The following is a 17,447-nucleotide window of genomic DNA, read 5'->3' as shown; positions in this document are numbered from 1 at the left end:
GCGAATTTCATCAGCGGTTAAATTACATCTTACCTATTTCGCGGATCTCTACATTTCCGCCGGTTTCAAGAACAGGGCAGCCCTTTGCCAATTCGGTTGCCTCTTCCAATGTATCAGCTTTCACAATAGTATAGCCGGCCAGTGTTTCTTTGATCTCCGTAAAAGGCCCGTCCGTTACAATGTTATCCGGTCTCAATACTTTCCCTGCCGGCTCAAGGCGGTTCCCACGGTCCACCAGCTTGTTCTGGGCAGCTATACCACTGATCCAGTCCATCCACTTTTTCATGGACGCCTGCATTTGTTCAGGAGAACGTTCACCCATTTTGCTAAAGTCCGCTCTGAATACAAATAAGAACTCTTTCATTGTTTTAAATTTTAATTGTTTTAAAACATCATAACAACTCAACGCTTAAGCCTTGGACAGGAATAATATATTTTTTATTTATTGCTATATAAAGCATTCACACGTAGCAGCCAGACGGTATCCAAACCTTCATGCCGGGTAGCAGGGTTAATGAATTGTCCATCCAGCCTGGTAACAGGGTAACTTGAAAATACAGCTTCTTCTTTATATTCCTTTCCGGCAAGATCTAATGCCTGCCTTCCTGCTCTTCCGGTGAACACTAATTCTTTTTTCTTAAAAGAAGTATCCCTCCTCTCTACCTGTGCATCAGCATAAAATTCAAATGCCTGGGAGTTACTCCTGTAAAAGTGAACGATCTCCCCCGGAAATTGCCTGTTCTTCCATTCAGCCGCTACCGATCCTCCCTGGTAATCCAGCAGTGTAGGATAAAAGAAGAGGTTGATGAAAATAGCAACACATACACTGCCCAGCATACTTACCTTAATAATATCATCAGGAGAACGGAGCAGCCACCATCCTGTTAATGCAGCAGCACTTACAATAACATAGGCTATCCAGTAGTGAGGACGGAACAGCAAGGTGATGGCCAGCAGCAGTACCACCATCAGCAATGCGATCACACGCTGAGTGATCATTGCTTTTTTTAACGGCAGATCAATAAGCCAGGCCGCAAGGAGTATACTGAAATAAGGAAATAAAATATTCAGGTAATGGGGTAACTGAAAACCGGAAAAGGAGAAAAGTAAAAGTGTGCACAACGAAGCTCCCAGGGTGATCCATTCCACGCCCTTCCTTAGCTTCCTGAGCCGTTGAAAAAGTGCCAGGTAAAATAACAGGCTCCAGGGGAGAAAGGCCCAGAGCAGGGTATGTAAAAAGAAGAAAGGATCTCCATGGCCCTTGATGGGCCCTGTATTAAAGAAACGCCCGAACTGACTTTCCCAAAGGAAGAACCGGATACCGGAAACTCCCTGCTGACCATAGATCACCTTCTCCGGATGTGCATCAAACTGGAGGTACAGGCACCAGATCTCCGGCAAAGTAAAAACAGCTGCAAGCAACAGATAAACATACCATTTCCATTGCAGGAACTGCCGCCAGTCCTTTTGAATGGTCCAATGCAGCAATAGCCCGCTTCCAATGGTGATCAATACAAAGGGGCCCTTGGTCATTAATGCAAAAGCGGTAAAAAGTGCAGCAGGTATAATGTACCAGGCAGATCTTAGCGATTGCACCAGGTACCAGGAGGCTGCAACCAGGAAACAGGTAAGATAAGGTTCAGCCCTTACATCATTACTGCTGATAATGGCATGAAGCGCAGTAAGATAAATCAGCGCTGCTATTTGTGCTGTAGCTGTGCCATAAAAATGCCGGGCAAAGAGATAAGTAAATCTTGCACCTGATAGCCAGCAGAGGAAGGCAGGCAGTTTATAGGCAAATGTACTGATACCGAATATTTTAAAGCTCAGGGCGCTGATCCAGAAAGGCAGGTGTGGTTTATCCAGCCAGTCTGTTCCATCTGCAAACAGGTTCACCCAATCATTACGCCATACGATCTGTTTTGCGATGCCTGCATAAAGGGCCGCATCCGGCTCCATTAATGTGGTAAATAATCCCGGAATAAGGGATAGGATGATGATAGCAATACACCAGGTATACCTGGTTGTAAGAGGATAGGTTTGCATGGGTACTAAGATAATGCATCGGGATGAGGGTGCTTGCGAAAGCTGATACCGGATTCATTCCACCAGATAAAGAGGCGGGAGATCAAAAAGCCTGTTATGAATCCAAAGATGGCTCCTCCCAATATATCCAGCGGATAATGTTTTCCTACATACACCTGCGCATAACCGATCGCTAATGCCCAGATCCAAACCCAATACCAGTTGCGAATGCCCATGTAACGGAAACTCCAGAACCAGAATGCAGCCAGGGCGAAATGATTGGAGGCATGGGAAGAAGGAAAACCATATCGTCCGCCACAACCAATTATATGACGGAGGTGCCCTTCCAGGTCTTCATTATAACAGGGCCGGACCCTTTGGAATAAAGGCTTCAGGATACTGGCGCTTCCATAATCAGCAATGGCAAATGTGATCAGGGTACCTATAAGGAAAAGCAGGGCTTTATTCCGGCGGTATTTAATGAGGTAGATCAGTACAAAAAGATACAGGGGCACCCAGGTGATTGCGTTGCGCAACAGCAGCATAAACGGGTCCAGGTATTCACTGGTACCTATATCGTGAATATGGATGAAAAGGTTTTCATCGAAGTTTTGTAACCAATCTTTCCAGTTCATCCTGAAAAATTCCTAAACAGATGTTTCCTTATTGTTAAGAGCGGCATTCCTTAACATGGAATTAATGAAAAGGCCTTAAATTAGGAATTATGGACGCTGCTATCATTGTTGTTATTGCATTGGCTGTTATAGCATTGCTGGCATTCCTGATCAACAGGAACCGGCGCGACAGGAAAGAACTTTTTCCTCCCGGGTCAGGCGATGCCGTGTCTGATGAGAAAAAGGAGCAGCAAGGGAACAAAGAGGAGTTATGAGATGCGCAGGCTATAATTATCTTTCAGCATCACTCCTGTAAGATGTAGTCTCAGGGCCTCGTTGATGAGGTAGAACATTTTCTCTGCTGCCAGTTGATAAGGCAATCCTTCAGGCCTGATGTTTGAAATGCAATTCCTGGCTTCATCTGTTAAGCCGGGCCTTGGCTGCCAGGTAAGATATGCACCCAGGCTGTCAGGAGAAGTAAGGCCTGGCCGTTCCCCAATTAATACTAATACCAGCTTCACTCCCAACAGTTCGCCTATTTCGTCCCCTATGGCAACGCGCCCCTGTTGCACCAGTTGTATGCGCGCGCAGGATATTTTCTTTGCCTGCAACATAGGAAACAGGTATGCCAGTACCGGAACTGCATGATGATTAACTGCGGTAGCAGATAAACCATCAACCAGTATAATTCCGATGTCTGCATGCCCGGGTGTTAATGATAAACGGGAACTTTCCTGCAGCTGGCGGCCTTTATCCGGGCGTTGCAGGTATTCTGCACGATCTGCTGCATTACTATGCAGCAGATTTATTTCCCAGGGGAATGCGGTAATATCCAAAGAAGAATGAACAGCATCCCTGGCATGTGCATGCGCCAGCTTGAAACGCAACACCTCCTGCATAGGTATCGCCGTACCCGTGCGGCCTAATGCAATGCGCGCTGCGGTGAATGCCTTTAATCCATGCCATGGGTCAGCTATGATCATAGATAGTTCTTTAGTAACAAATTAGAAGGCGCCACTGGCAATGATCTCCCGTTTCCATCCATCAGGCCATATTTTATCAACCAATGCTCAAATTCCGGTGCAGGCCGTAAACCCAGTACCTGCCTGATATACAAGGCATCATGAAAAGAAGTGGATTGATAGTTCAACATGATATCATCTGCACCGGGTACGCCCATAATAAAAGTACAACCTGCTACTCCTAAAAGTGTTAAAAGGTTATCCATATCATCCTGGTCTGCGTTGGCATGATTTGTATAACATACATCAACACCCATCGGTAATCCAAGCAGTTTACCACAGAAGTGGTCCTCCAATGCAGCCCGGATGATCTGTTTACCATCAAACAAATATTCAGGGCCAATAAATCCCACAACGGTATTCACCAGCAGGGGATTGAAATGCCGGGCCACAGCATAAGCCCTCGTTTCGCAGGTTTGCTGGTCCACTCCTTCATGCGCGTTGGCTGATAAACTACTTCCCTGCCCCGTTTCGAAATACATCACATTATTTCCTATCGTGCCACGCTGAAGGGACAAAGCAGCATGATAAGCTTCTTCCAAAAGAGAAAGTTGTATGCCAAAACTCCTGTTCGTTTTCTCCGTACCGCCAACAGACTGAAAGACCAGGTCAACCGGTGCTTTATGCATGATCTGCAATGCTGTGGTAACATGGCATAATACACAGGACTGCGTGGGAATATCAAACTGCTGCCGCAGCTGATCGATGAGTGTTAACAGGTTTGTTACTGCAGCAGGACTATCCGTTGCAGGATTTATGCCGATCACCGCATCACCGCTGCCATACAATAATCCATCCATCATAGCAGCAGCAATGCCTTTTACATCGTCTGTATTATGATTGGGCTGTAAACGAACAGATAGCCGGCCTTTCATACCGATCGTATTACGAAAACGGGTGATCACTTCTATCTTTTTTGCAACGCTGATAAGGTCCTGGTTACGCATTAATTTAGATACAGCTGCGGCCATCTCAGGGGTGATCCCTTTTGCGATCTGCTGTAACGTGAGCAGGTCTGCGTAATCGCTGAGCAGCCAGTCCCGGAAAGCACCCACTGAAAAATGAGATATAGGCGCGAAAGCTGTTGCATCGTGTGTATCTATGATCAGCCTGGTGATCTCGTCTGCTTCATAAGGGATCACTGTTTCCTGCAGGAAGTTCTTCAGCGGCACTTCAGCCAATGCCATCTGAGCGGCCACCCTTTCTTCATAGCTATCCGCAGCCAGCCCTGCCAATACATCTCCTGACCTGTATGGAGAGGCTTTCGCCAATAATGTTTTCAGATCGCTGAAGGAATAAGTATGTTGCTGTATGGTGGTCTTATAAGCCATACTTTACTTTTTGTTTCTGTACCAGTATGTAGGAAAGCCAGACAACCAGCAGTCCCATGAAAAAAATAATGCTCAGCCAAAAGTTATAATAAATAATAGCTACCAGGGAAACGATTGACAAACCCAATGCAATGATAGGGAACAAAGGATAAAAAGGCACTTTGAATGGCCTTTCCAATTGAGGCTCTTTTTTTCTCAGCACAAAAAGGCTCACCATACTGATCACATACATCACAATAGCACCTAATACAGAAAGGATCACCAGCTGATCTGTTCTTCCAACCACCAGTGCAACCATACCAGCTAATGCACCGATGATCAAAGCCATGTAGGGTGTTTGTCTTTTCCGGCTGATCACAGCCAGTATAACAGGTAAATAACCTTCCCTTGCCAATGCAAAGATCTGACGGGAATAACTGATGATAATGCCGTTGAAGGATGCTATCAGTCCAAATAATCCGATGCCCGCAAATATTTTAGTGATGCTGTTATCCTTACCCAGCACAATGCCGATGGCTTCCGGCAATGGGTAGTCGATAGCTGATAAACGTTGCCAGTTGGTAATGCCACCTGTAAAGACCATCACCGCAATAGCCAGGATCACCAACGTTAATATCCCGGAAATGTATCCTATCGGAATATTGCGTGCCGGATTCTTTACTTCTTCTGCTACCATCGCTACCCCTTCAATACAAACATATAACCATATTGCAAAAGGCAGGGCTGCAAAGATGCCGCTGTAACCAAAAGGTAATGCATCTTTCAGAAAGTTGGCAGCCTGGAAATGAGGTGCTACTATGCCCAGGTATACTAACAATTCCACTACCGCCAGTAAAGTAAAGAGCAATGTAAAAGAAGCAGATTCTTTAATACCCAGCAGGTTAATGGCAGTCAGTAAAACATATACGGCAATCCCGGACCATAATACAGGAATAGCAGGATGCAGGAAGTGCAGATAGTTGCCTAAGGCTAAAGCAATGGCTGGTGTGGCCAGTAAAAATTCGATCAGCGTCGCGTAACCGGCTATCAACCCTCCGATGGGTCCCAGTGCTCTTTGGGCATATGAAAAAGGGCCTCCGGCCTGCGGAATGGCTGTAGTCAGCTCTGTGAAACTAAAGATGAAAGTAATGTATAAAATGGTGATGATGATGGTAGCCAGCAGGAAGCCAATTGTACCTGCTACCCCCCATCCATAGTTCCAGCCAAAATATTCACCTGATATAACAAGGCCTACTGAAATAGCCCATAAATGGATAGGACGGATAGCTTTTTTTAAGGAGGAGGTATGGGCTTCAGCCATATTATTATTTTAACTATATAAATAATTAAGTAAATACTCTGATTATTTTAATAAAATACAACAAACTTTTAATTATCAATAATTTCAAACGTTAATATTAACATCAAATACACGGGTTTGAATAAATATAAATAATTAATATTCATTCATAAGAAGGTTTGCAGAGCCTGCTAACTAAAAAAATACTTGTCAATTTTCCGGTTGTTCAGCCGGTCTGCCTGGCCTACTTTTGATAAAAAGAACTGAGAATGTTGACGAACGATATGATGTATGAAGCACTGCTGAACAAAGATGTTTCCTATGAGGGAACATTCATAGCAGCCGTCAAAACCACTGGTATATTCTGCCGGCCCACCTGCACAGCAAGGAAACCCAAAAAGGAAAATGTTGAATTCTTCAAGACCCCGAAGGAAGCTATCTTAAGAGGTTACAGACCCTGCAAGGTTTGTAGTCCATTAGAAAAAATGGGTGAAACACCAGATGAGATCAAAGAGATATTAGACGCCCTGAATGCTGATCCCTCCCTGAAGTTCAAAGACTGGGACCTGCTGCAGAAAGGAATTGAACCCAGCAAAATAAGAAGATGGTTCCTGAAGAATCATGGGGTAACCTTCCATGCTTACCAAAGGATGTTCCGGATCAATTCTGCCTTCAATAAGATACAAAGCGGAGAAGCGATCAGTTCTGTTGCTTATGATACAGGATACGAATCACTGAGTGGGTTTTCTGATTCCTTCAAATCTGTATTTGGCGTATCCCCTTCTCATAGCAAGGATAAAAAGATCATCAATATCACCCGGATTGAAACGCCATTAGGTACTATGTTTGCCTGCGCAACAGAGGAAGGGATCTGCCTGCTGGAATTCACAGACCGTAAAATGCTGGAATCCCAGTTAAAGATCCTGGCTAAAAGGGTTAATGCCAATATTATCCAGGGAGCCAACAAACACTTTGACCAGTTAAGGAAAGAGCTGGAAGAGTATTTTGAAGGCAAAAGAAAAGTATTCACAGTCCCTTTATTCATTCCCGGTACTGCGTTTCAACAGGCAGTATGGGAGAAACTACAAACCATCCCCTATGGTACCACCCGCTCTTACTCCCAACAAGCTGTTACTCTCGGCAAACCACAGGCAGTACGCGCTGTTGGCAATGCAAACGGCATGAACAGGATCTCTATCATCATCCCCTGCCATAGAGTGATCGGGGAGGACGGGCACCTCACAGGGTACGGCGGCGGCATATTCAGAAAGCAATGGCTGCTGGACTTCGAAAGATCACATCAATAGGGTAATTCACTGAAAAGAAAAAAGCGATGCAAGATCGCTTGCCCCAGGGATAAGGATATTAGGCGTTTTTTATTATGCACTAAGTATGGCATATTATCGTTCCCTCATGATCCATTGTGAACATTAAAAATAAATGCGGTCTTTACAGACCGCATTTATTTTATTTCCCAAAAGCCTTTTCCAGCGCTGCAATATCCAGTTTCTTCATTTGGAACAATGCCTTGCTCATACTGGCTACTTTAGCTTTATCAGGGCTTTGCAGCAGATCGGTCAATCCTTCCGGAACAACCTGCCAGGATACACCGAACTTATCTTTCAGCCAACCACACATCTGTGCTTTTTCATCTCCGCCTTCGCTGAGCTTCTCCCAGTAATAGTCCACTTCCTTCTGATCCTTACAATTAACGATGAAGGAAATAGCTTCTGTGAACTGGAAGTGCGGGCCACCATTCAGTGCCACGAACTCCTGTCCTGCTATGATAAATTCTATTGTCATTACAGTGCCTTCAGGGATCCCATGAAATTCTACTCCTTCAGCACCATAATAAGTTTTCCGGCCAATTTTCCCGTCCTTAAATACAGTGAGGTAAAAATTAACGGCTTCCTCTGCCTGCATGTTAAACCAGAGGTTTGAGGTGATCTTCTGTGTTGAAAGTCTCTTTTCCATTGTTTACTATTTTTGGTGTTGTATCACAAAAATAGGCCTGGCATTTAACTTAGAAGAGGTGTAACGGCGACATTAATAGGGGTTATTGCGACAGGCGGGTATAGATGGCAATCAAATGTGTACGAACGGAATCCGGTGTTGGGCTTGCCTGTCCCTTTGTTAATAAAGTGATAGCGCTGGAAGGAAGGGCTGGCATATGGCAATCAATACAATTCTCAGTAAGAACAGCAGTATTTTTATGTTCTACAGATCTATGGCAGTTCATACAGCGCCGGGAAAATACCTGCATATTACTCCGCTCGTTCGTATGCGGATCGTGGCAGGTGGAACAATTCATGATCCCTTTGCTTTTTATAAAACATTCGCTTGCTGAAAGCAACTGGTACTGGTTGCCATGCACATCCATTTCTGTTGCTTTCACCGGGCGGCTAAGATCAGGATAGAAGTAATCAGATAATGCATCTCCGGGTCTAAAACCAAACGGTGCCTTTTGCGGGGTCTTTAATCCTGAATGACAGATGGCGCACATATCCAATTGCTGCTGATTTCCCAAAGCCCTTACCCTAACCATGTACCGGCCATCTTTTTCTTCCGGATGTTCCGTATGAAACTGAACATGTTCAGCAGCGGGGCCATGGCAGCGCTGGCAATCTATTCCAAACACCATTTTGTTCCGCTCAAATTCTTCTGCTATATGCAGCTTTTCCATCTTCACTTCCTTCAGTGCTACCATGGAACTATGACAGCCAAAGCAGGTGCCGGGTATCAACCTGTCGAATTTAGGATGTGTGGCAGGAAAACCGGGACTGTTCGCCCATTGCCGGGCCGGCACGAAATAAGAAACCGGCAACTGGAAATATTTTCCTTCCTTCCAGTAAAGATAGGTTTGTGCTTTTCTGCCGGAGCCAATGGTGATATCAAAGCGGTAGGTTCCCTGGAACAATCCGCTATCCCGCTGCTCCATTGTTACCTTTGATCCGTTACTATAATGAAAAACATTATCCGGCGGAAGAAAACTTCCGCTAACATTTGAGATTGAAGCAAGGCCGGAGGTATTGTTGTGTGCGGAAGCCAGGTAAGTATCCCAGATGCTTTTGTGACAGGTAGCGCAACTGGTAGCTACTGCATACTGTTCCCCCCTGATATCTGTTTCCACCTTTCTTCCGATGCATTGGGAAAGGATGATGATACAGGAGATAATAAGGCCGCAAACAAACAGCTGGCGTGAGTACATAACGCGGGATTATTACTAAATATACAAATCTCAGCGTGGGAATTATTATATTTGTTTTACTTAAGACAATAAACAACCATGGCGGAAAAAATCACTTGTCTGCTCATAGACGATGACCTGGATGACCAGGAGATATTCAAACTGGCCCTGCAGGATGTAAATGACAAAGTATCCTTCCTTACTGCCAATGACGGCGCTGCCGGCCTGCAATTATTAAGCACTCCGGAAAATCCTATGCCACATTATATCTTCCTCGATCTCAACATGCCGCGTATGGGTGGAAAGGATTGCCTGGCGGCTATCCGCAACATCCCACATCTTTCAGACATTCCTGTGATCATTTATTCCACTTCTTCTGACCCCAGGGATATAACGGAAACAAGATCACTGGGTGCCAGCGATTACATCGTTAAGCAATTCGACATTAATTCTTTAAAGGATATCCTCGCACAATATTTCTAAGCCATCTTCCGCCAGATCCTTTGCCGGTGCGGCAACTGTTTATAGCGTGGGGCAATGGTGGAATACTTGAGGCTTTCTTTTCCGCCTAATGCAATAAAACCTGTAGGCTCAAGACTATTATCGATCAGTTGCAGCGCTTTATTCTGCAACTTTTTGGAGAAGTAGATGAGTACATTCCTGCAAATGATCAGTTGAAATTCATTAAATGAACTATCAGACACCAGGTTGTGCGGGGAAATGACCATCCGTTTCTGCAGCCCTTCATCCAGCTTCGCCCAATCATACTTGGCAGTATAGTACCTGGAAAAATCCTGTGTGCCGCCGGACTGAATATAGTTCTCAGAATATTGCTTCATATAACGAAGGGGATATATGCCCTTCTTTAAAACCTCCAGTACGGCTGGATTTATATCTGTTGCATATAACAGTGAACGCTGGAGCAGACCGGCTTCCTTTAACAGGATGGCCATTGAATAGACCTCCTCCCCTGTGGAACAACCTGCATGCCAGATACGGATAAAAGGATGACGGGCCAGTTCCGGCAGTACCTCTTCGCGCAGGCGCTGAAAGAATACCGGGTCCCGGAACATCTCCGTTACATTCACCGTCAGCTCCTCTACAAAATGCCGGAAGTAAACAGGGTCCTGCATCAACTTTTGATAAAACGCTCCAAAGTGCGGGAATTTATCCAGGGTATATAACCTGTTCAACCTTCTTCTGAGGGAAGGAAAGGCATAATCACTAAAATCATAACCATACTCCTCCATCACATCCTTAAGCAGGAGTGCTATCTGATCATCCGTCAATTCTTCAGGTCCGCTCATTTGCTGCTGTCGTATAACCACACCCGTAATAATGATAATAACTGATCAATGTCCACCGGTTTGCTGATATAATCAGAAGCTCCTGCTGCAATACATTTCTCCCTGTCTCCTTTCATGGCTTTTGCTGTTACTGCTATTACCGGCAGTTTTTTAAACTGAGGGTCTGCTTTGATCTGGCGGGTAGATTCATATCCATCCATCTCAGGCATCATCATGTCCATCAGTACAATATCTACCTGTGGGTTCTTTTTCAGTTGCTTCAATGCTTCTTTACCATCCATAGCAGAGATCACACGCATTTGATATGTTTCCAGCGCTTTCGTGAGCGCAAAGATATTCCTTACATCATCATCCGCCAGCAGCACTGTTTTATTCTTCAATACATCCTGTAATAAACCAAGACCATTCCCCGGGCGTTCTCCCTCTTTTTTGGCCTGCATCAGATGCAGGAACAGCGATACTTCGTCCATAATACGCTGATAAGAGTTAGCCACCTTAATAACAACGGAATCAGCATACTGCCTGATGCGCTGCTCTTCTTCGCCGGAAATATTTTTGCCGGTGAAGATGATGATGGGAATATTTTCCAGGGCGGGATGTTTCTTCACCTCGTCCAGCATATCATATGATTGTTCTCCGGAAGCTCCCATATCCAGGATCACGCAGTTCACCTCTTTTTGCTGCAGGCTGTCTATGCTATCTGTGATACTGTTCCTGATCTGTGTATGTACCGAGAAGTTTTCCAGGTAGTAAGCCAGTGCTTTGGCATGTTTTACATTTTCTTCCACGATCAGCACCTTGCGGGAGTTGTTATTCAGGATATGTTCTATCCTTGCGAATACATCATCCATCCGGCTGTAGGATACCGGTTTGTCAATAAAATCAACGGCACCTTTAGAAAGGCTTTTAAACCGGCCTTCGTAAGAAGACATTATATGTACCGGAATATGGCGGGTAGCGCTGTTATTTTTCAGTTCTTCTATTATTTCCCAGCCATCTTTCACCGGCAGCTGGATATCCAGCAGAATGCCCTTGGGCTGGTATTGCAATGTAAGTGGCAGGGCCTCATCTCCTCTTACAGTTACAATGCCTTTATATCCTTTCTGACGGGTGAAATCGAGCAGGTATTGCGCAAAGGTCCTGTCGTCTTCAATGATAAGGATCACCGGATCGCCGGGGTTTACATCCTTACGATCGTCCAGCACATGTTCCGGGATCACGGCACTTACAAACCGTTGCTCTCTTGCAGGTTGCAGTATTGTTTCCGTGATGGCGTTAGTATATGCTGCAGGTGTAACAGGTATGCGTACTTCAAATTCACTGCCCGTTCCCTGTTCGCTCCTCACCCGGATGCTGCCACCTAACAATTTCACCAGTTCTTTGCTAATGGAAAGCCCCAATCCCGTACCCCCAAATTTCCTGCGGGTAGAGCCATCTTCCTGCTGGAAGGCCTCAAAGATCACATCCTGTTTATCTTTTGAAATGCCGATGCCGGTATCTTTTACTGTAAATACCACCATACCGGGATCATCATCCTGTGCGATATTCAGCGAAACCATTCCCTCTGCTGTAAATTTCAATGCATTGGAAAGCAGGTTGCGTATGATCTGTTCAAGCCTTTGCCGGTCTGTTTCAATCATGGCAGGCATCCTTGTATCCGTATGCACCTCAAAAGCCAGTCCTTTTTCTTTGGCAACAGGTGCAAACAGCGCATTCATTTCCTGCGCCACTTCCCGAAGGTTCACTTCAGAGAAGCTGAGGTCCATTTTACCGGCTTCAATGCGGGAGAGGTCTAATATTTCGTCGATAAGAGAGAGCAGGCCTTTCCCGGAATTCTGGATCACTTCGGCGTATTCCAGCTGTTCTTCCGTGAGGTTCTGTTTGTTGTTCTCTCCCATCAGGCGCGACAAGAGGAGGATAGAATTCAGCGGGGTCCGTAATTCGTGGCTCATATTGGCCAGGAACTCTGATTTATATTTAGAGCTGAGCGCCAGTTCAGAAACTTTCTGCTGGATATCCCTGTTCCGTTCAAAGATCAGCTGGTTACGTTCTTCCAGTTCTTCATTAGCCTGTACCAGTTCTTCCTGTTGCACACGCAGTTCTTCTTCCGAAGCCTGCAATTTCTCTGCCTGTGCTTCCAGTTCGCTGTTGATATTTTCCAGTTCGTTATGCTGTGCCTGTAATTCTTCCGCCTGTGACTGGGTTTCTTCCAGCAGTTCCTGTAAACGTTTACGGCCTTCTACTCCGAATATAACCGTACCGATCGTGTGAGATGCCGCTTCGAGGAATTCCAGCACCCGCTGCGGATAAGGTTGTGCCGCAGCCAGTTCTATCACCCCTACCACTATACGTTCATGGAACATTGGTACGGCAATGATGTTAGCCGGTTTTATGGTACCGGAGGCATGGTGTAATAACAGCAGGTCTTCCTTTACTTCTTTCAGATGCAGGATGCGTTTGCTTTCCGCAGCCTGCCCTGCCAGGCCTTTTCCATAAGGGATATATTCATTTCCTTCTCCATCAAAACCAAAACCTTTTATAAAACGAAGGGTATCTTGATTCTCTGCTATATAAAATCCTGCTATATGGCTTTCCGTATAGGCCGTGATATGATCTACGATCTGGCCGGCCAGTACGCGCATATCATATTCACCCAGCATCCGGTCGTTCAGTGTGGCAATACCTGTTTGCAGCCATTCTTTATCTTTCAGCTGGTCAAATGAAAATTTCAGTGAGCCGGCCATTTTATTCAGTGCAACAGACAGGATGCCTAATCCGTCCTTTCCTTCATCTGCCACACGAATTTCATAATCCCCGTCAGATACCCTGGCAGCTACCTCCTGGATGATCCTGATCCGCCTGCTGATATCAGCATCCTTCCCTTCCAGCTCCAGTTGCATTTCCAGGCGGCGCCTGAAATCTGCGCTTACTTTCAGGAATGAAACCACCGTGATCAGTATGGCCAGTAAAGCGGCGATAATAATGAATGTAGGAGTAGTGGCGGCAAAATCGTTCAGCCTTTCTGTACGGGAGAGTAACAGTTTTTGTTCGCGGTCCTTCATTGCGCTCACCAGGTCACGCGCCTGGTCCATGTACTGCTTCCCCCTTTCCATGTCGGCCAATGTTACTTCCTGGCCGCTTTTACTTTTATCGATATTGATCTTCAATATCTTCATCCGGTTTGTGGATGCTTCCTGCAGGCGTTTAGCATCCTCCTGCTGTGCCGGGTTATCTGTGGTCAGGTCCCGAAAGTTATTGATATGTGCTTTAATGGAATCCTCAGCACCTTTGTATGGTTCCAGGAAATCAGCATTTCCTGTGATCAGGAATCCGCGTTGAGCGGTTTCTGCATCTTTCATACCTGAAATAGATGCTTCCAGCTCATGTAATACCTGGTTGGTATGATCTACCATATCTGCGCTGAAGACCAGGTTCTGTATACTCACATAAGAGGCAACCGAGGTAAAAATGAGCAACACTAATGAAAACCCGAAACCTATTAACAGGTTCCGCTGGAAAGTTGATTTCATTTTCCTGTACAAATTATGATTGTTTTAAGGGTAGTAAAATGTAAAAAGTGCTGCCTTTTCCTTCTTCGCTGCTGGCAGTGATCAATCCGCTGTGTGTATCAATGATCTTCTTCACAATGGCCAGACCTATACCTGTACCCTCGTATTCAGCCCTGCCATGCAGGCGTTGGAAGATCACGAATATTTTATGGAGATAAGATTCATTGAATCCAATTCCATTATCCTGTACTGCAATGCGGCAATAAGCACCATTTTGATCTGTTATGCTATCCGGTGCCAGATCCCGTACAATATCTGCAGTGATACGGATATCTGGTGGTACTCCTTCCCGGGAGAATTTGAGTGCATTGCTGAGGATGTTCTGAAAAACCTGGCGGATCTGTGCCGCGATGGCATCTATTACAGGTATCTCCCCTACATTGATCACTGCTTGTTTTTCCTGTATCAGTAATTCCATATCATCCATGATCTCCAGGATAATGGTATTGAAGTTGGCAGGTTGAAAAACATCTGTTATCGCTAATTTGGAATAGTCCAGCAGGTCTGTGATCAGTTTGTTCATCCTTGCAGCAGAATGCACTACCCTGTTCAGGTACCCGTTCGCTTCCGGCTGTTCGTGCCCGAACTTGCTGCTGATCATATTACTGAACACCTGGATCTTGCGGAGTGGTTCTTTAAGGTCATGCGAAGCTACATAGGCAAACTGCTGAAGCTCGTGGTTACTGTTCGCCAGTTCTTTATTCGCTTCCTGCAAGGCTTTGGTACGTTCATGCACGCGTTCTTCCAGTAACTGGGTAGTTTTCTTCTGTTCATGGATATCTGTGAACATCCCTACCCACTTCACTACCTGGCCCTGTTTGCGTACCGGTGTTAAAGTAAGGGAATGATGCCTGTATTCCTGTGTATCCAGTGATTTGAGCAGTACTTCCACAGCCTGTGGCTGACCATCTTCCACAGCTTTAGCCACACTGTGGATCACCGTATGGTCATTATCCGGGAACTGTGATCTATCCGGTGAAAAACGATACCAGTACTGATTCACATACTCGATCTGGCCATGTTCATTCAGGGTGAATGCAATCTGCGGAATAGACTCGAGTACAGAACGTAACTCCTCCAGGCTCTGCACGAGTGCCTCCTGGGCGTTCTTTCGTTCGGTGATCTCATCCTGCAATACTTTTTGCATCTCATTTAATTCCCGGGCCTGCTGATGCAACCGGTAGAAAGTACCCACCTTTAATAAGAGGATGTCCGGATCGAAGGGTTTGGTGACATAATCCAAACCACCGGTGAGATACCCCCTTTCAATGAATTTCTTTTCCACGTTAACGGCGGAAAGGAAGATGATAGGGATATCTTTCGATTTACTATATCCTGTGATCGCTTCTGCTACTTCAAATCCATCCATGCCAGGCATTTGCACATCGAGGATGATCAGAAAGTAGGTATTCTTTAAGATCTTCCGTAAAGCTTCTTCCCCCGAAGAAGCGGTATCAACCTTATAGCGGTTTAACTCCAGCAGCTTTTGTAGGGAATAAATATTTTCGGGACGGTCATCTACTATTAGAATCATAACTTAATGGGCAGCTAAAGGCAGGCAATTTATTACATTTTACAGCCTTAGGCCTGTAGATTCTTCTCTACACCTAAAGCACTGTTTTACAGCTGATTAACATTGGCACAGTATATGTGTTGCGGAAACCCGGGCCTGCCTCCGGGGTTTTCTTCGATTGTCGTGAACCACCTCATTAATGTCGCGTTTACCACCACTGTAATTTGTTTTCTGCCAGTAGTTTTGTATCCTAAAACAGCAACAATGCAAAAGATCACCCCATTCTTATGGTTTGATAACAACCTGGAAGAAGCCATTAATTTCTATTCTACCGTTTTTACAAATGCGAAGATCAGTAACATTAATCCCATGTCTGCCACCTTTGAGTTAGAAGGGCAGCAATTCATGGCATTGAACGGCGGGCCGCATTTCAAGTTCAATGAGGCCGTTTCTTTTTATGTGAATGTAGAAACACAGGAGGAAGTGGATTACTACTGGAATAAATTAACAGCAGACGGCGGCTCGGAAGGAAGATGCGGATGGCTGAAAGATAAGTTTGGCCTGTCATGGCAGATCATCCCTTCTATCCTTGGGAAACTGATGGGAGATAAAGATCCCGTTAAATCGAAAAAAGTAGTGGATGCCATGCTTACGATGAATAAGATAGATGTGAAGGGATTACAGCAGGCATATGCATCATAAATAAAAAGCAGAGGGAAGTATGTAGTGTACTTCCCTCTTTGATGATTATTTTTCAACGGTATTGATCACTCCTCTGAAATAACCGGTGGATTCTGCAATACCGGGTAAAGGATCATTCATATCCTTTTCAAATTCTATACTGCAAATGCCCTGGTACTTCACTTTATCCAGCGCAGCTATCAGGCCCGGGAAATCTATCACCCCTCTTCCGATCTCTGTTGCCTTTCCGTCTTTCGCGGCCAGGGTCACATCTTTAATATGCAGATCAAAGATCCTGTTCTTGTATTCGCGGATCGCTTTCCCTGGTTCTTCACCGGCACGCATGGCATGGCCAATATCCAGGCAGATACCCATCCGCGCATCCCTGTTCCTGATCAGGTCGTATACATTTTTAGGGCCGGGATATAATTTATCCTCCGGACCGTGGTTATGGATAGCGATCTTAATATTATACTCCTTTACTTTCTCTTCTGTATAATCCAGCAGTTCAGGATTAGGTACGCCCACGATCAAAGGAACACCCACTTTTTTCGCATAGGCGAATGCTTCGTCTACCGCAGCTTTTGTTTTCATATAGATCACTCCTACTGCATAAACATTGATACCGCCTGCGGAGAATTTACCCAGCACCTCCTTGATCTTTTCCTCGCTGCTGTTCAGCGGCAGATGGATATCCTTAATGGAAATATACTTAATGGCTACCCTGTTCATCATCGCGATGGCCTTGTCCACATCGAACTTGGCAAATGTGTAACCTGCCATACCCACTGGCAGGTGATCTTTCTTATCAATATTCCGAGTAGCGTTACCGGCAGAGGCCACGAATGGAGCAACAGTGGTAGCTGCTACACCCAATGCGGCATGCAATAGAAAATCCCTTCTTGATGACATGTTTAAT

The 17,447-nt window shown here is 45.3% G+C and carries 16 protein-coding genes; 4 read left to right on the top strand and 12 right to left on the bottom strand.

The window, feature by feature from the left end:
• Nucleotides 1-22: 22 nt before the first annotated feature.
• The 3 genes from BUR42_RS28195 to BUR42_RS28185 all read right to left on the bottom strand — a co-directional run bounded on the left by BUR42_RS28195 (nt 23) and on the right by BUR42_RS28185 (nt 2,660).
• Nucleotides 23-364: a YciI family protein gene (locus tag BUR42_RS28195; RefSeq protein WP_074242867.1), complete on the bottom strand. Its 342-nt coding sequence runs from the start codon at nt 362-364 to the stop codon at nt 23-25.
• A gap of 74 nt (nt 365-438) precedes the next feature.
• Complete coding sequence (locus BUR42_RS28190) at nt 439-2,046, bottom strand: ArnT family glycosyltransferase (RefSeq protein ID WP_074242866.1); 1,608 nt, start codon at nt 2,044-2,046, stop codon at nt 439-441.
• 5 nt (nt 2,047-2,051) lie between these two features.
• Nucleotides 2,052-2,660: a phosphatase PAP2 family protein gene (locus BUR42_RS28185; protein ID WP_074242865.1), complete on the bottom strand. Its 609-nt coding sequence runs from the start codon at nt 2,658-2,660 to the stop codon at nt 2,052-2,054.
• Nucleotides 2,661-2,749: 89 nt separating this feature from the next.
• Here BUR42_RS28185 and BUR42_RS29840 point away from each other — a divergent pair, with 89 nt between their 5' ends.
• Nucleotides 2,750-2,914: a hypothetical protein gene (locus BUR42_RS29840; protein ID WP_159442361.1), complete on the top strand. Its 165-nt coding sequence runs from the start codon at nt 2,750-2,752 to the stop codon at nt 2,912-2,914.
• Here the strand turns inward: BUR42_RS29840 and eutC are convergent.
• The 3 genes from eutC to eat are packed head-to-tail and all read right to left on the bottom strand — an operon-like array spanning nt 2,909 to nt 6,292.
• Complete coding sequence (gene eutC, locus BUR42_RS28180) at nt 2,909-3,622, bottom strand: ethanolamine ammonia-lyase subunit EutC (RefSeq protein ID WP_074242864.1); 714 nt, start codon at nt 3,620-3,622, stop codon at nt 2,909-2,911. The genes BUR42_RS29840 and eutC overlap by 6 nt on opposite strands.
• Entirely contained in the window at nt 3,619-4,992 is a 1,374-nt protein-coding gene (locus BUR42_RS28175) for an ethanolamine ammonia-lyase subunit EutB (protein ID WP_074242863.1), read from the bottom strand. Before BUR42_RS28175 ends, eutC begins: the two co-directional genes overlap by 4 nt.
• Nucleotides 4,982-6,292, bottom strand: a complete 1,311-nt coding sequence (gene eat / locus BUR42_RS28170; protein WP_074242862.1) for an ethanolamine permease — start codon at nt 6,290-6,292, stop codon at nt 4,982-4,984. Before eat ends, BUR42_RS28175 begins: the two co-directional genes overlap by 11 nt.
• 248 nt (nt 6,293-6,540) lie before the next feature.
• Between eat and BUR42_RS28165 the strand changes: the two genes are divergently transcribed.
• Nucleotides 6,541-7,578 carry a bifunctional transcriptional activator/DNA repair enzyme AdaA gene (locus BUR42_RS28165; protein WP_074242861.1) on the top strand — a complete coding sequence of 346 codons (1,038 nt, stop codon included), beginning with the start codon at nt 6,541-6,543 and terminating at the stop codon, nt 7,576-7,578.
• Between the two features lie 160 nt (nt 7,579-7,738).
• Here BUR42_RS28165 and BUR42_RS28160 read toward each other — a convergent pair whose 3' ends face one another.
• Both BUR42_RS28160 and BUR42_RS28155 read right to left on the bottom strand, forming a co-directional pair.
• Entirely contained in the window at nt 7,739-8,245 is a 507-nt protein-coding gene (locus BUR42_RS28160) for a VOC family protein (RefSeq protein WP_074242860.1), read from the bottom strand.
• Nucleotides 8,246-8,327: 82 nt separating this feature from the next.
• Entirely contained in the window at nt 8,328-9,479 is a 1,152-nt protein-coding gene (locus BUR42_RS28155; protein ID WP_074242859.1) for a multiheme c-type cytochrome, read from the bottom strand.
• Between the two features lie 78 nt (nt 9,480-9,557).
• Here BUR42_RS28155 and BUR42_RS28150 point away from each other — a divergent pair, with 78 nt between their 5' ends.
• On the top strand, nt 9,558-9,941 hold the full coding sequence (locus BUR42_RS28150) for a response regulator (RefSeq protein ID WP_074242858.1): 384 nt from the start codon (nt 9,558-9,560) through the stop codon (nt 9,939-9,941).
• On the opposite strand, the gene BUR42_RS28145 is transcribed toward BUR42_RS28150, so the two are convergent.
• The 3 genes from BUR42_RS28145 to BUR42_RS28135 are packed head-to-tail and all read right to left on the bottom strand — an operon-like array spanning nt 9,938 to nt 15,868.
• Entirely contained in the window at nt 9,938-10,765 is an 828-nt protein-coding gene (locus BUR42_RS28145; RefSeq protein WP_074242857.1) for a CheR family methyltransferase, read from the bottom strand. The genes BUR42_RS28150 and BUR42_RS28145 overlap by 4 nt on opposite strands.
• On the bottom strand, nt 10,762-14,295 hold the full coding sequence (locus BUR42_RS28140; RefSeq protein ID WP_074242856.1) for a response regulator: 3,534 nt from the start codon (nt 14,293-14,295) through the stop codon (nt 10,762-10,764). Before BUR42_RS28140 ends, BUR42_RS28145 begins: the two co-directional genes overlap by 4 nt.
• A 13-nt stretch (nt 14,296-14,308) precedes the next feature.
• Nucleotides 14,309-15,868, bottom strand: a complete 1,560-nt coding sequence (locus tag BUR42_RS28135; protein WP_074242855.1) for a hybrid sensor histidine kinase/response regulator — start codon at nt 15,866-15,868, stop codon at nt 14,309-14,311.
• Nucleotides 15,869-16,111: 243 nt separating this feature from the next.
• On the opposite strand from BUR42_RS28135, the gene BUR42_RS28130 reads away from it, so the two are divergent.
• Nucleotides 16,112-16,549 carry a VOC family protein gene (locus BUR42_RS28130; RefSeq protein WP_074242854.1) on the top strand — a complete coding sequence of 146 codons (438 nt, stop codon included), beginning with the start codon at nt 16,112-16,114 and terminating at the stop codon, nt 16,547-16,549.
• A 45-nt stretch (nt 16,550-16,594) separates the two neighbouring features.
• On the opposite strand, the gene BUR42_RS28125 is transcribed toward BUR42_RS28130, so the two are convergent.
• Nucleotides 16,595-17,440 carry a TIM barrel protein gene (locus BUR42_RS28125; RefSeq protein ID WP_074242853.1) on the bottom strand — a complete coding sequence of 282 codons (846 nt, stop codon included), beginning with the start codon at nt 17,438-17,440 and terminating at the stop codon, nt 16,595-16,597.
• Nucleotides 17,441-17,447 lie beyond the last annotated feature (7 nt).

The sequence above is a fragment of the Chitinophaga niabensis genome, assembly GCF_900129465.1.
In the GTDB taxonomy this organism is placed as follows: domain Bacteria; phylum Bacteroidota; class Bacteroidia; order Chitinophagales; family Chitinophagaceae; genus Chitinophaga; species Chitinophaga niabensis.
The sequence above is the reverse complement of the archived record's forward strand: the minus strand, read 5'-3'. Positions and strand labels throughout refer to the sequence as shown.